The organism is Cryobacterium lyxosi, assembly GCF_004403345.1.
GTDB lineage: Bacteria > Actinomycetota > Actinomycetes > Actinomycetales > Microbacteriaceae > Cryobacterium > Cryobacterium lyxosi.
This window is the reverse complement of record NZ_SOGT01000019.1, coordinates 23605-38624: the sequence shown is the minus strand read 5'-3', so window position 1 is coordinate 38624 and position 15020 is coordinate 23605. Positions and strand designations below refer to the sequence as shown.

Genomic DNA, 15020 nt, shown 5'->3' with positions numbered 1-15020 from the left:
AACGCGCCCGACGGCCAGTACCCCGCCACGACGCACCGTAACTCCTGCAATTTGCGGCGCCGCTCCCCGGGTGCCGCAAGATTGTGCGGGTGGTTGAGTTGCAGGCATCGAATTGCAGGAGTTATGCGGGAAGGGAATTGGACCCGCGGGCCGCGATGTGCGACTCCACTACTGCAACGGCGAGCAGTGAACTGTCGAGTTCGTCGGCGTCTGCGCCGTCTTTCTCGCGCAGAAAAACGGCCGCGGTGAAGTCCGCAAGCGCGCCGTCGAGGTTGCCCTGGTCGAAGTACACCTTGCCGCGGTGCTGCCGGGCGTAGGCGGCCAGCCGGGTCCACTCGTGCACCTCAGAGTCGAGGATGCAGTGGGTCAGTTCGCTCGCGGCCTCGTCGAGCTTGCCCTGAAACTGCAAAACCTGGGCACGACGGATGCGACTGGCCACCGCCTGCTCCCGGTTGCCGGTGAAGCGGGACTGGCGCAGCGCCTCGTTCGCAATTTCCCAGGCTTCGTCGAGCCGACCGACCAGACGCAGCAGGGCGACCTTCTCGTTGAGCGCGGCCAGGCTCCGCAGGTTGCCGAGCTCGACGAGCCGCTCGCCGGCGGCCAGCAGGTCAACTTTTTCGCGCAGAGTGATGGGGTCGTAACCGATGATGAAACTCAGGGTGTGTTCCTGTAATGACGAGGGCGGCCGGGGCCGCGCGGGATAAACGGGTGCCCCCAGAATACCGCCGCCAATGTGAATCCGGTCGCAGGTCAGTGCCCAATCTGAAACACCGTGCGGCCCGGCAACGGCGACTGCGTCGACGTCTCGTCGGTCGCCACGAGCGACCCGGCCATGAACTGCTTCAGCTCGGTGCCCTCGATCACCTTGGCCGGGTGCGGTCCGTTCGCAAGCAGCCGGGGAATCCAGTTGAGGTCGATCGGGGTGTGCGCGGCGATGAATACGATGTTGCCGAAGCGGCGGCCCTTGAGCACCTGCGTCTCGGCGAATCCGATCACGTGCGGAAACACCGCCGAGAGGGTTGCGGCCTGGCCACGAGCGAACGCGAGGCCGGGGCCATCCGCTACGTTGACGGCGAGCACGCCGCGCGGCGACAACAGCGGAGCGGCGAGAGCGAAGAATTCGCGGCTCGTGACGTGTTTCGGGGTGCGCGCGCCCGAGAAGATATCCACCACGACAAGGTCGACGGCTCCCTGGAGTCCGGCCGGCAGCTTGCCGAGCACCTCGCGGGCATCGCCGTGGCGCACGCGCAGCTGGGCGCGCTTGTCCCACGGCAAAACCTCCCGCACGAGGTCGATCAGGTCGCTCTCGATCTCGACGACCTGCTGGCGGGAGCCCGGCCGGGTCGCCTCCACATAGCGCGGCAGGGTCAGCGCGCCCGCTCCGAGGTGCACGGCGGTGATTGGCTCGTGAGGTTCCCCGAGCAGGTCGATGACGTGCCCGATGCGCTGGATGTACTCGAAGAACAGCTCATCGGGGTGGTCGATGTTCACGTGCGACTGCGGCGTGCCGTCGACCACGAGCTGAAAGCTGCCGGGAGTGAACCGGTCCGGTTCGATCACCGCCGTGTGCCCGCTCAACTTCAAGACGACAGCCGGATGCTCGTCGGATGCCTCACCCTTGCGCCCAGTACTCATGGTTCCAGTCTGCGCCCTGGCTGCTCGCGATCTGCGCGCACCATCCGTCCCGGGAGCATAAGACGTGCCGTTTTGCGGCGGCCAAGCGGGCAGTTCGTGCGCTTCCGCGGTGGGTAGAGCGGCGGGTTATACCTGAGAATTTACACATATGCAAGATTCGGGTGGACATGCCGCTAATTGGGGCATATGCTTACTCCTTACGCTCCCAGAAAAACCTTGCCTTCATATTGCGGTCGGCTTTGCGTGTTCAAGCCACCTTGAGGCACATTTCCTACGAGATTCTTTCCTAGGGTCTGCGGAGTCATCACCAATAACAATAACTAGACCTGACGGGGTCCACGGAGGTTATTTCCTTGGCTGCTGCGCGCAACGCAACCACCAACTCACCCAAGAACGGCCGCTCAGCTGAGCGCCTGTCGTTCGCAAAGATCAGCGACCACTTGAACGTTCCGGATCTGCTCGCTTTGCAGACCGAGAGCTTCGACTGGCTTGTCGGCAACGACATCTGGAAGGCTCGCATCGCCGAGGCCCAGAAAGCCGGCCGCCAGGACCTGCCGAATCGCACCGGGCTCGATGAGATCTTCGAGGAGATCTCTCCCATCGAAGACCTCGGCGAAACGATGCAGCTGTCCTTCACCAACCCGGAGCTCGAGCCGGAGAAGTACACCATTGATGAGTGCAAGGAAAAGGGTAAGACCTACTCCGCACCCCTCTACGTGAACGCTGAGTTCATGAACCACCTCACCGGTGAGATCAAAACCCAGACCGTGTTCATGGGTGACTTCCCGTTGATGACCCCCAAGGGCACCTTCGTGATCAACGGCACCGAGCGTGTCGTCGTGTCGCAGCTGGTGCGCTCCCCGGGCGTGTATTTCAACCGCGAGCAGGAGAAGACGTCTGACAAGGACATCTACTCCGCCCGTGTCATTCCGAGCCGTGGTGCCTGGCTCGAATTCGAGATCGACAAGCGCGACCAGGTCGGTGTGCGCATCGACCGCAAGCGCAAGCAGTCCGTCACCGTGTTCCTGAAGGCCCTCGGTCTCACCAGCGAGGAGATCCTCGAGGAGTTCAAGGGTTACGCGTCCATCGAGCTCACCCTCGAGAAGGACAACATCCTCACCAAGGAAGAAGCCCTCAAGGACATCTACCGCAAGCTCCGTCCCGGCGAGCAGGTTGCCGCCGAGGCTGCGCGTGCGCTCCTCGACAACTTCTTCTTCAACTCCAAGCGCTACGACCTGGCCAAGGTTGGTCGTTACAAGATCAACCGCAAGCTCGGCCTCGAAGCGCCGCTGAGTGACTCCGTACTGACGCTGGCGGACATCCTGGCCACCATCAAGTACCTGGTCGCCCTGCACGACAACCAGACCACCCTTCCGGGCCTGCGCGACGGCAAGATGACCGAAATCAACATCGACATCGACGACATCGACCACTTCGGTAACCGTCGTATCCGTGCTGTTGGCGAGCTCATCCAGAACCAGGTGCGTACCGGCCTGTCCCGCATGGAACGCGTCGTTCGTGAGCGCATGACCACGCAGGATATCGAAGCGATCACCCCGCAGACCCTGATCAACGTGCGCCCCGTCGTGGCTGCGATCAAGGAGTTCTTCGGTACGTCCCAGCTCTCGCAGTTCATGGACCAGAACAACCCGCTCGCCGGATTGACGCACAAGCGTCGCCTCAGCGCGCTGGGCCCGGGTGGTCTGTCCCGCGACCGCGCCGGCGTCGAGGTGCGAGACGTTCACCCCTCGCACTACGGCCGCATGTGCCCCATTGAGACCCCGGAAGGCCCGAACATCGGCCTGATCGGTTCGCTCGCCTCGTTCGCGCAGATCAATGCGTTCGGTTTCATCGAGACGCCGTACCGTCGTGTACTCAACAACAAGGTCACCGAGACGATCGATTACCTCACCGCGAGCGAAGAGGACGACTTCATCGTCGCCCAGGCCAACGCGCCGCTCACCAAGGACTCGCACTTTGCCGAGGCCCGCGTGCTCGCTCGTAAGAAGGGTGGCGAGGTCGACCTCGTTCCCGCTGAAGACATCGGCTACATGGATGTCTCGCCGCGTCAGATGGTGTCGGTCGCGACCAGCCTCATCCCGTTCCTCGAGCACGACGATGCAAACCGCGCACTCATGGGTGCCAACATGCAGCGTCAGGCGGTGCCGCTGCTGCTGTCCGACAGCCCACTCGTCGGAACCGGCATGGAGGTCTACACGGCCATCGACGCCGGTGACGTGCTCACCGCGTCGAAGCCCGGTGTGGTCTCCGAGGTGTCGGCTGACGTCGTCACCATCCAGCTCGATGAGGGCGGCACGCAGGACTACTACCTGCGCAAGTTCTCGCGCTCCAACCAGGGCACGAGCTTCAACCACCGCGTGATCGTCAACGCCGGTGAGCGCATCGAAGCCGGCGAGGTTATCGCCGACGGACCCGCCACCGACCAGGGCGAGCTCGCCCTCGGAAAGAACCTGCTCGTGGCATTCATGCCGTGGGAAGGCTACAACTTCGAGGACGCGATCATCCTGAGCCAGAACTTGGTCAAGGACGACACCCTCTCCTCGATTCACATCGAAGAGTACGAAGTGGATGCCCGCGACACCAAGCTGGGCAAGGAAGAGATCACTCGCGACCTTCCCAACGTGTCCCCGGACTTCCTCGCCGACCTCGACGAGCGTGGCATCATCCGGATCGGAGCCGAGGTTCGCCCCGGCGACATCCTCGTGGGCAAGGTCACGCCGAAGGGCGAGACCGAGCTTTCCGCGGAGGAGCGCCTGCTGCGCGCCATCTTCAACGAGAAGAGCCGCGAAGTTCGCGACACGAGCTTGAAGGTTCCCCACGGTGAGCGCGGCACCATCATCGGTGTCAAGGTGTTCGACTCGCAGGACGGCGACGACGAGCTCGGCTCGGGCGTCAACCAGCGCGTGGTCGTGTTCATCGCCCAGAAGCGCAAGATCACCGAGGGTGACAAGCTCGCCGGCCGTCACGGCAACAAGGGTGTCATCTCCCGCATTCTGCCGATCGAGGACATGCCGTTCCTCGCCGACGGAACCCCGGTCGACATCATCCTCAACCCGCTCGGTATCCCCGGTCGCATGAACTTCGGCCAGGTGCTCGAAACGCACCTCGGCTGGATTGCGAAGCAGGGCTGGAACGTCGAGGGTAAGCCGAAATGGGCTGCTCGTCTTCCGGAGCACGCTTTCAGTGCCGCCCCCGGCACGAAGGTCGCCACCCCGGTATTCGACGGCGCGCTCGAGATCGAGATCGAGGGTCTCCTGGACTCCACGACCCTGACCCGCGACGGCGAACGCCTCATCGGTTCCACCGGAAAGACCCAGCTCTTCGACGGCCGCTCCGGCGAGCCGTTCCCGATGCCGGTGTCCGTTGGATACATGTACATCCTGAAGCTCCACCACCTCGTCGACGACAAGATCCACGCTCGTTCGACCGGCCCGTACTCCATGATCACGCAGCAGCCGCTGGGTGGTAAGGCGCAGTTCGGTGGACAGCGTTTCGGTGAGATGGAGGTGTGGGCGCTCGAAGCATACGGAGCTGCTTATGCCCTGCAGGAACTCCTGACCATCAAGTCTGACGATATCCTCGGCCGCGTCAAGGTGTACGAAGCCATCGTCAAGGGTGAGAACATCCAGGAACCCGGCATTCCCGAGAGCTTCAAGGTTCTGATCAAGGAAATGCAGTCGCTGTGCTTGAACGTCGAGGTGCTCTCGGCCGATGGCACCGCAGTCAGCCTGCGCGACACGGATGACGAGGTGTTCCGGGCTGCGGAAGAGCTCGGCATCAATATTTCCACCCGGTTTGAGTCGTCGTCCATCGACGACATCTAAGCCTGGCCCGAAGAAACTTCGAAAACTTTCCAAGGAGAGAAATTGCTCGACGTAACAACATTTGACGAGCTTCGTATTGGCCTGGCTACCGCTGACGACATCCGTCGTTGGTCGCACGGTGAGGTCAAGAAGCCCGAAACCATCAACTACCGCACGCTCAAGCCGGAAAAAGACGGCCTGTTCGGCGAGCAGATCTTCGGCCCCTCGCGGGACTGGGAATGCTCGTGCGGCAAGTACAAGCGTGTTCGCTTCAAAGGAATCGTCTGCGAGCGTTGCGGTGTAGAGGTCACGAAGTCGTCGGTGCGCCGTGAGCGCATGGGCCACATCGAACTCGCTGCCCCGGTCACGCACATCTGGTACTTCAAGGGTGTGCCCTCGCGTCTCGGCTACCTGCTGGACATGGCTCCGAAGGACCTCGAAAAGGTCATCTACTTCGCCGCATACATGGTCATCACGGTTGACGAAGACGGTCGCCACCAGGACATGCCCGGCCTCGAGAACGAGTTGCGTCTCGAACTCAAGACCATCGAGTCCAGCCGCGACTCGCGCATCGCCGATCGCCTGCAGCGCCTCGAAACCGACCTCGCAGCACTGGAGGCCGAAGGCGCCAAGAGCGACCAGAAGAAGCGCACGAAAGACGCCGCCGAAAAGGAAATGGGCCAGGTTCGTAAGTCCCTGGACGAGCAGATCGCGCACCTCGAGCGCGTGTGGGAAGACTTCCGCACCCTCAAGGTCGGCGACCTGAAGCCGGAAGATTCCGTTTTCCACGAGCTCCAGGACCGTTTCGGTATGTACTTCGAGGCCTTCATGGGTGCCGAAGCCATCAAGAAGCGCCTCGAGGCCTTCGACCTGGTCACCGAGAGCGAAAACCTGCACCTGCAGATCGCCGAGGGCAAGGGTCAGAAGAAGATCCGCGCCATCAAGCGCCTGCGCGTGGTGAACGCGTTCATCATGACCGGCAACTCGCCGGCCGGAATGGTGCTCGACGTCGTTCCCGTGCTCCCGCCGGAACTGCGCCCGATGGTTCAGCTCGACGGTGGACGTTTCGCCACGAGCGACCTGAACGACCTCTACCGTCGTGTGATCAACCGCAACAACCGCCTGCGTCGTCTGCTCGACCTCGGTGCTCCCGAGATCATCGTGAACAACGAAAAGCGCATGCTGCAGGAGGCCGTCGACGCACTGTTCGACAACGGTCGTCGTGGTCGCCCCGTTACCGGTACCGGTAACCGTGCCCTGAAGTCCCTGAGCGACATGCTCAAGGGAAAGCAGGGTCGGTTCCGTCAGAACCTGCTCGGCAAGCGCGTGGACTACTCGGGCCGTTCGGTCATCGTGGTCGGCCCGCAGCTCAAGCTGCACCAGTGTGGTCTGCCCAAGCAGATGGCACTCGAGCTGTTCAAGCCGTTCGTGATCAAGCGCCTGATCGATTTGAGCCACGCTCAGAACATCAAGGCCGCCAAGCGCATGGTCGAACGCTCACGCCCGCAGGTCTGGGACGTGCTCGAGGAGATCATCCGCGAGCGCCCCGTCATGCTCAACCGTGCACCCACCCTGCACCGCCTGGGCATCCAGGCCTTCGAGCCTCAGCTCGTTGAAGGTAAGGCAATCCAGCTGCACCCGCTCGTCTGCGCGGCGTTCAACGCCGACTTCGACGGTGACCAGATGGCTGTCCACCTTCCGCTTTCCGTTGAGGCCCAGGCCGAGGCACGCATCCTGATGCTCGCCTCGAACAACATCCTCAAGCCGTCTGACGGCCGCCCGGTCACCTTGCCCACCCAGGACATGATCATCGGTCTGCACCACCTCACCACGATGAAGGAAGGTGTGGTCGGAGAAGGCCGTGCTTTCTCCAGCGTGTCCGAGGCCATTCTCGCGTTCGACCAGAAGTCGCTCGACCTGAATGCCAAGGTGCGCATCCGCTTGACCGACAAGTACTTCACCGAGGGCACGCAGCCCGACGGTGTCGAACTGGTCAACGGTCAGGCTGTCGGAACCGTTCTGGTCACCACGAGCCTCGGCCGCGCCATCTTCAACGAGGCGCTCCCGGCCGACTACCCGTACTTCGAAGACGTTGCCAACAAGGTCACCATGTCGACCATTGTCAACGACCTCGCGGAGCGGTACGTCAAGGTGGAGGTTGCTGCAACCCTCGACCGGATCAAGGATGCCGGTTTCTACTGGGCAACCCGTTCCGGTGTGACCGTTGCGCTGAGCGACATCCTCACCCCGCCGAACAAGCCGCAGATCGTTGCCGGCTATGAGAAGCAGGCCGCCAAGGTTCAGGCACAGTTCGAGAAGGGTCTCACGACCGACCTCGAGCGTCGCCAGGAGCTCATCCAGATCTGGACCCGTGCCACGGAAGACGTCGCCGCAGCCATGCAGGCGAACTTCCCGGCCGACAACACCATCAACCGCATGGTCACCTCTGGTGCTCGTGGTAACTGGCTGCAGGTGCGCAACATCGCCGGCATGCGAGGCCTCGTGAACAACCCGAAGGGTGAGATCATCCCTCGCCCGATCATCTCGAGCTACCGCGAAGGCCTGTCCGTCGCCGAGTACTTCATTGCTACTCACGGTGCTCGTAAGGGACTGGCTGACACGGCTCTGCGTACCGCTGACTCGGGTTACCTCACCCGTCGTCTGGTGGACGTCTCGCAGGATGTCATCATCCGCGAAGACGACTGCGGAACGACGAAGGGTCTCGAACTGCCCATCGCCGGAACCGATGCCACGACCGGTGCGCTCCTGCGTGACGAAGACGGCGGACTGCTGGTCGACTTCAACGTCGAGAACGCGGTCTACGCTCGCAGCCTGGCCGCAGCCGCGGTCAACGCTGCTGGTGAGGTCATCGCCGACGCCGGAGACGATGTCGGAGACGTGCTCATCGCCAAGCTCATCGCCGGTGGTGTCGAAACCATCAAGGTGCGCTCGGTACTCACCTGTGAGTCGGCTGTCGGTGTGTGTGCGGTCTGCTATGGCCGGTCGCTCGCAACGGGCCAGCTCGTCGACATCGGTGAGGCCGTCGGTATCATCGCCGCACAGTCCATCGGTGAGCCCGGCACCCAGCTGACCATGCGTACCTTCCACACGGGTGGGTCGGCATCCGCTGACGACATCACCCAGGGTCTGCCGCGTGTTCAGGAGCTGTTCGAGGCGCGCACCCCCAAGGGTGCGTCACCCATCGTCGACTCCGCCGGACGCATCACGATCGAGGACTCGGACAAGGGTCGTAAGGTCATCCTGACCCCCGACAACGGCGACGAAGCAATCGCCTACCCGGTGCTGAAGCGTTCAACCCTTCTCGTTGAGGATGGTCAGCACGTCGATCTCGGACAGCAGATCATCATCGGCGCCGTCGACCCGAAGGAAGTTCTTCGCGTCAAGGGTGTTCGCGCGGTGCAGAAGCACCTCGTCTCCGGTGTGCAGGAGGTCTACCGTTCGCAGGGTGTACCGATTCACGACAAGCACATCGAGGTCATCGTTCGTCAGATGCTTCGTAAGGTGACCGTCGTCGAACACGGTGACACCGGACTGCTCCCGGGCGAGCTCGTTGATCGGTTGAAGTACAACGACCTCAACCGCACCGCGCTCACCGAGGGCAAGAAGACGGCATCCGCTCGCCAGGAGGTCATGGGTATCACCAAGGCTTCCCTCGCGACCGAGTCCTGGCTGTCGGCCGCTTCCTTCCAGGAGACCACCCGGGTTCTGACCCAGGCGGCCATGGAAGGCAAGAGCGACCCGCTGATGGGCCTCAAGGAGAACGTGATCATCGGTAAGTTGATCCCGGCCGGCACCGGTCTTCCCCGCTACCGCGACGTTAGCGTCGAGGCGACGGAAGAAGCCAAGGCTGAGCGTTACCCGAACCGCATCTTCACCGAAGATGCCACGTTCGCCGAGGGTGACCTGAGCTTCGTCGATTTCGACAGTTTCTCGTCGGACGACCTGACTCCGGGAACGTATAACTAGTACCCGGCAGCTCTAAACGGATGGCCCCTGCTTCGGCAGGGGCCATTCGTCGTTTAAGTAGACCTTCGACGGACCGGCGAGCGGATGACGTGGGGCGGTGTCGCGCGCTGCCGTCCGTCGCCGGGCCCACCTTGTGAACGCGGGCCCAGTTTATAGACTGGGCCCGCGGACGGGGCCCGGGCCCCGTCCGCACAGGGGACGGTCGGCGAGAGGGCGTGGGGGGACGTATACTCGAGAAGTAGAGTATCTGTGACCAGTTCGGGGGAGAACCGCGTGGCAACCCTGACCGAGATTCTTATTCTGCACGGTCTGCTTCCGATCGAAGCTCTCGACACCCTGCTAGCGGGAGATCCTGCCGACGAGGGCGCCGTTCGGGGGCTTGTCGACAGTGGAGTGATCACCGAGCTGCAGTTCGCGAAGGCGCGGGCAGCCCAGGCCAACCTGCCCTTCGTCGAACTGCTCGAGTATGCGGTCGAGGCGAGTGCCCTCGCCCTCGTGTCGGCGCTGCTCTGTCGACGACACGAAGTGCTGCCAATCGGAATTGAAGGCGGGCGGCTCGTGCTCGCTATGGTCGACCCCGGCAATGTGTTCGCGCTCGACGATGTCGGTGAAGCCTCTCGACTGCGAGTGTCCCCGGTGGTGGCCGAACGCAGCGACCTGCTCGCTGCGATCGCGCGCTTCCATCGCGCCGATGACGAACTCAGCAACCTCACCACGGCGCTCGAGGAAGAGAACGATTCGAATATGTCGGCGCCTGAGGCGTCCGATGAGGCGAGCGACGATGCCGCACCCATTGTGCGCTTCGTCAATTTGCTGGTGAGCCAGGCCATTCAGGACAAGGCCAGCGATATACACATCGAACCGGGTGAGGTCAGCCTGCGAGTGCGATACCGCATCGACGGTGTTCTACACGAGATGCCGAGCGCACCGAAGAGTATTCAAAACGGTGTCATCAGCCGCTTGAAAATCATGGCCGACATCGACATCGCCGAGCGCCGCAAACCGCAGGACGGCCGTATGTCGGTCAGCCACGGTGGCCGCAAGATCGACCTGCGCGTGGCCACCCTGCCAACGGTCTGGGGTGAAAAGGTCGTCATGCGTATCCTAGACAACTCGACCACGAGCATGGACCTGCGCGATCTGTCCCTGCTCGACCACAACTATGACGCCTTCAAAACGGCCTACTCGAAGCCGTACGGAATGATCCTGGTGACCGGGCCTACCGGGTCGGGCAAGTCGACGACCCTGTACACGACCCTGTATTCGGTGGCTCGCCCGGAGATCAATGTGATCACCGTCGAAGATCCGGTGGAGTATCGCATGGTCGGTATCAACCAGGTGCAGGTGAATCCAAAGGCGGGACTGACCTTTGCGAGTGCCCTGCGCAGCATTCTGCGGTGCGATCCCGATGTCGTTCTGCTCGGCGAGATTCGCGACCACGAGACCGCCCAGATCGCTATCGAGGCAGCGCTCACCGGGCACCTCGTGCTCTCCACCCTGCACACCAATAATGCACCGAGCGCGATCACGCGCCTCACCGAAATGGGCATCGAGCCCTTTCTCGTGGGCAGCGCACTCGACTGCGTCGTCGCCCAACGCCTGGCCCGCCGCCTGTGCGAACGCTGCAAAATGCCTGACCTTCGGAGCCGAGAGCAGCTCGCGCACCTGCGATTTCCGCTCGAGCCTGACCTGGCACTGCCCGTCATCTACCAAGCGAACGGATGCGCCAGCTGCTCCAATACCGGCTACCGTGGGCGGCTTGCCGTGCACGAGGTGATGACAGTGACCGAGGATATCGAACGGCTGTGCGTGGCGCGTGCGTCAAGCGCGGAGATCGCGCACACCGCCCAGGAGCAGGGAATGGTCAGTCTCCGGGACGATGGCTGGGCCAAGGTCGGGCTCGGGTTCACCTCGGTGGACGAAATTCTGCGCGTGGTCGCTTAGGTCGAAAGGACAGTCACGATGAGTCAGGAAATTTACGAGATTCCGGTCACGCCGCCGGGCGTCGCTGCGGAAAGCTGGCCGCTCGACGACCCGGATCTTGACGTCGGGCCGGACCCCGCGCTGGTGGCTGCGCTGCGCGAGGTTGTCGTTCAGAGCGCCTCCGACCTGCACGTGACGGTGGGGGCGCCGCCGTGCATCCGCCTCGACGGCGGGCTGCGGCCGATTGCCGGGGCCGCGGTGTGGAAGCGTGACAAGGTCGCCACGGCATTGTTCAGCCTGCTGACCCGCGAGCAGCGGCGCCAGTTCGAAGAGGAACTCGAGCTCGACTTTGCCTACACGACTTCGGGAGCCCGGTTCCGGGTGAATTACTTTCAGCAGCGTGGAAGCGTCGGTGGTGCTTTTCGCCTGATTCCCGGGGAGATCAAACAGCTCGGCGAGCTCGGTGTGCCCGATGCGGTGGCCCAGTTCGCCCAGCTGCCCCGAGGCCTGGTGCTCGTGACCGGCCCCACCGGATCAGGTAAGTCGACGACCCTGGCCGCGCTCATCGACCTGGTCAACCGCACCCGGGCCGACCATATCGTCACGGTGGAAGACCCGATCGAGTTTCTGCACCAGCATCAGAAATCCCTGATCAACCAGCGTGAGGTCGGCCACGACACCCACAGTTTCGCATCCGCTCTCAAACACGTGCTGCGGCAGGACCCCGATGTGATTCTCATCGGAGAATTGCGCGACCTCGAGACGGTCTCGGTAGCCCTGACCGCGGCCGAGACCGGCCACCTCGTATTCGCGACCCTGCACACCCAAGACGCCGCTCAGACCATCGACCGAGTCATCGACGTGTTTCCGCCGTACCAGCAGGGGCAGGTGCGGGCCCAGCTCGCCGCGACCCTGCAGGGTGTCGTTTGCCAGGCATTGGTGAAGAAAGTCGGCGGCGGCCGGGTCGTCGCCACCGAAATTCTTATCGTCACGCCAGCCGTGGCCAACCTCATTCGCGAAGGCAAGACCTACCAGATCGCCTCCGCCATGCAGGCCGGACGAGCCCTGGGCATGCACACTATGGACCAGCACCTCGCCGAACTCGTCAACGCCGGGTCGATCACCCGCAAGGCCGCTGAAGACAAGGCGCAGGATCAGGAAAGCCTCGCCCAACTGATTCGAAAATCGGACAGCAGTGACCTCGCCGCCGGGCCGTCGGCGTTTGACGGCATCGACTTCGGCGACTCCTACTCCAACCGGGAACAGCGATGACCGCCGGTGCTGTTTTCGCGTACAAGGGCCGCACCGCGGTCGGCAAGATCGTCACCGGTCGTTTGGATGCCGTCTCCGAGAACGCCGCAATGCAGCGCCTGCGCGCCATGGGGCTTGCGCCGATCTCGGTGGCCGAGGTCAACGTGGGTACCGGGCTGAAACGAGAAGTGCGCATACCCGGTTTCAGCAAGGGCATCGGACTGAAGGACCTCGCCGTCATGAGCCGACAGATGGCGACCATGACGAGTGCCGGGCTGTCCCTGCTGCGTACCCTGAACATCCTGTCGGAGCAGACCGAGAACCCCCAACTCGCCCGCATTCTGGCGACCATTCGCACCGAGGTGGAGACTGGGTCCTCGCTCTCCGAGGCGATGATGAAACACGCCGCCGTGTTCCCCCCGATCATGATCAACCTCGTGCGGGCCGGGGAGACCGGCGGTTTTCTTGAAAGCTCACTCACCTCGGTGGCCGCCGACTTCGAGTCGGAGGTGAAATTGCGCGACACGATCAAGTCAGCGCTCGCCTATCCGGTCGTAGTGCTCATCATGGCCGTGCTCGCCGTAATCGGCATGCTGATCTTCATCGTGCCGGTGTTCGAGAAGATGTTCGCTGGCCTCGGCGGGGAGTTGCCACTGCCGACCCAGTTTCTGGTCGTGCTGTCGAAAATGATGGTCTGGCTCGGGCCGCTACTGCTTGTGCTCGGCACCGCCTTTGCGTTCTGGTGGCGCACTAACAAGAACACCGAAGCGGTTCGTCGCCGGGTCGACCCGTTCAAGCTCAAATTGCCGGTGTTCGGGCCCTTGCTCATGAAGCTCGCCATTGCGCGGTTCAGCCGAAACTTCTCGACCATGATCGCCGCCGGCGTGCCCATCTTGCAGTCGCTGGCCATTGTCGGCGAGACGAGCGGAAACTGGGTGATTGAATCCGCGCTACGCAAGGTGGCCGAGTCGGTGCGCCAAGGCGGGTCGATCGCCGGGCCGCTGGCGCAGGCGCCGATCTTCCCCCCCATGGTCGTGCAGATGATCGCCGTCGGCGAAGACGCCGGTGCCCTCGAGCAGATGCTCGCCAAGGTTGCTGACTTCTACGACCAGGAGGTGCAGGCCACCACGGAACAACTCACGGCACTCATCGAGCCGCTGATGATCGCGTTCATCGGAGTGGTGATCGGCGGCATGATCGTCGCCCTCTATCTGCCCATGTTCAGCATCTTTGAATACGTGAAATAGCCGGTCTGAGATTGCTGGAATAAGTTTTCGCAATACCCCCCAATTAAGGGTAGAAAACCGTAAGATCAGAACAAGTGAGAATGTCACATTTCCCATATTCCCACTTTTCCCAGCCCGCAGCAGTTCCACAGCATAAGGAAACCACGCTCATGATCCGACCCCTGATCCACCGCACCCTGCACGCACTCTCCCGCACCCGCACGGCGATTCGAGAACGGCAACAGGGCTTCACCCTGATCGAGCTGCTCGTGGTCGTGCTCATTATCGGCGTGCTTGCCGCTGTGGCGATTCCGATCTTTCTCAACCAGCAGGAGGGCGCCAAAGACAGCGCCGTCAAAGCCCAGATCACCCAGGCGAAGACCGCCGTAGTCGCCGAGATCGTCACAAAGGGTTTCCCCACAAGTCTCGCTGCTGCGAGCGCGTACACCCCGAGTGATGAGGTCACCGTCTTGCTGACCGGCTCAGCGACAGCGTTCTGCATCTCGGGCCAGTTCGATGGCTCTGCCCGTATCTTCGCGATCGATGACAACGGTGCTGCCCTGCAAGGGACCTGCGTCTCAGGCGTCGCGACCCCGTAGTCGGTGCCGGGTGGGGTGCCAGAAGTGGCTCCCCACCCGCATTCGTCTCGTGAACCCGCCGAATCCATCCATTCTCAGTGCAACGCTACGATCCGCCGAAAGGGGCGAGCATGCCCGATTCGCCGCGTCGCTCGAATTCGTGCAACGAAAGCGGATTCGGAGTGGTCGAAATCGTCGTGGCCATGTTCCTCATCGGGCTCTTAGCCGTTGCCTTTCTGCCGATTCTCGTGCAGAGTGTGCGCGTCTCCGATACGAACGTGACCATCGCCGCGGCGACTCAGGTCGTTGCCCAGCAACTGGAGCGGGTTGGAGCTGCCGGGTCGAGTTGCTCGGCGGTCAAGGCCGTCACCGCGAGTGTTCCGGCAGCGGTGGAAACGAAACGTGGTTTGCTGCAACCGCACTTGAGGCTCAACCTGCCGTCTACCGACGTCTGCGCCGAGCCGTACCTGCGCGTCGTGCAGATGAGGGTGTGGGCATCGGGCGTCGGGTCGAAGGACGAGCTGGCCGCCGCGGAAACACTCATTCTGTTGGATGCGCCATGACTTGCCAAGCGACGTCAGCCTCGCGCCCTCTGG

General features: G+C 62.8%; 10 protein-coding genes. 8 read left to right on the top strand and 2 right to left on the bottom strand.

Features of this window, described 5'->3' with window-relative positions; genetic code table 11:
- Window positions 1-121: 121 nt before the first annotated feature.
- A complete protein-coding gene (locus tag E3T27_RS17110) occupies window positions 122-343 on the bottom strand; it encodes a hypothetical protein (protein WP_233193346.1) in 222 nt (73 codons plus the stop codon).
- 18 nt (window positions 344-361) lie between these two features.
- Between E3T27_RS17110 and E3T27_RS17105 the strand changes: the two genes are divergently transcribed.
- Window positions 362-673, top strand: a complete 312-nt coding sequence (locus E3T27_RS17105; RefSeq protein ID WP_241992295.1) for a hypothetical protein — start codon at window positions 362-364, stop codon at window positions 671-673.
- Between the two features lie 77 nt (window positions 674-750).
- Here E3T27_RS17105 and E3T27_RS16055 read toward each other — a convergent pair whose 3' ends face one another.
- Window positions 751-1635: a spermidine synthase gene (locus E3T27_RS16055; protein WP_104195854.1), complete on the bottom strand. Its 885-nt coding sequence runs from the start codon at window positions 1633-1635 to the stop codon at window positions 751-753.
- Window positions 1636-1988: 353 nt separating this feature from the next.
- Here E3T27_RS16055 and rpoB point away from each other — a divergent pair, with 353 nt between their 5' ends.
- From rpoB to E3T27_RS16020, 7 genes are all read left to right on the top strand, one after another.
- Window positions 1989-5480: a DNA-directed RNA polymerase subunit beta gene (gene rpoB, locus E3T27_RS16050; RefSeq protein ID WP_134574001.1), complete on the top strand. Its 3492-nt coding sequence runs from the start codon at window positions 1989-1991 to the stop codon at window positions 5478-5480.
- 42 nt (window positions 5481-5522) lie between these two features.
- A complete protein-coding gene (locus E3T27_RS16045; protein ID WP_104195853.1) occupies window positions 5523-9446 on the top strand; it encodes a DNA-directed RNA polymerase subunit beta' in 3924 nt (1307 codons plus the stop codon).
- A 273-nt stretch (window positions 9447-9719) separates the two neighbouring features.
- Window positions 9720-11390 (top strand): GspE/PulE family protein, encoded by a 1671-nt coding sequence (locus E3T27_RS16040; RefSeq protein ID WP_134573999.1) that lies wholly within the window; start codon window positions 9720-9722, stop codon window positions 11388-11390.
- 18 nt (window positions 11391-11408) lie between these two features.
- Window positions 11409-12641 carry a type IV pilus twitching motility protein PilT gene (locus E3T27_RS16035; protein WP_134573997.1) on the top strand — a complete coding sequence of 411 codons (1233 nt, stop codon included), beginning with the start codon at window positions 11409-11411 and terminating at the stop codon, window positions 12639-12641.
- Window positions 12638-13867, top strand: coding sequence for a type II secretion system F family protein (locus E3T27_RS16030; protein WP_166786251.1), 1230 nt, complete (start codon window positions 12638-12640; stop codon window positions 13865-13867). Before E3T27_RS16035 ends, E3T27_RS16030 begins: the two co-directional genes overlap by 4 nt.
- 149 nt (window positions 13868-14016) lie before the next feature.
- Window positions 14017-14445, top strand: coding sequence for a type IV pilin protein (locus tag E3T27_RS17210; RefSeq protein ID WP_134573995.1), 429 nt, complete (start codon window positions 14017-14019; stop codon window positions 14443-14445).
- A 110-nt stretch (window positions 14446-14555) separates the two neighbouring features.
- Window positions 14556-14987, top strand: a complete 432-nt coding sequence (locus E3T27_RS16020) for a type IV pilus modification PilV family protein (RefSeq protein WP_134573993.1) — start codon at window positions 14556-14558, stop codon at window positions 14985-14987.
- The last annotated feature ends 33 nt before the right edge of the window (window positions 14988-15020 follow it).

Bases quoted from the DNA above. Each gene is read 5' to 3' on its own strand.
- E3T27_RS16035 (WP_134573997.1), top strand. From the start codon at position 11,409: ATGAGTCAGGAAATTTACGAGATTCCGGTCACGCCGCCGGGCGTCGCT.
- E3T27_RS16020 (WP_134573993.1), top strand. From the start codon at position 14,556: ATGCCCGATTCGCCGCGTCGCTCGAATTCGTGCAACGAAAGCGGATTC.
- E3T27_RS16055 (WP_104195854.1), bottom strand. From the start codon at position 1,635: ATGAGTACTGGGCGCAAGGGTGAGGCATCCGACGAGCATCCGGCTGTC.
- E3T27_RS16030 (WP_166786251.1), top strand. From the start codon at position 12,638: ATGACCGCCGGTGCTGTTTTCGCGTACAAGGGCCGCACCGCGGTCGGC.
- E3T27_RS17210 (WP_134573995.1), top strand. From the start codon at position 14,017: ATGATCCGACCCCTGATCCACCGCACCCTGCACGCACTCTCCCGCACC.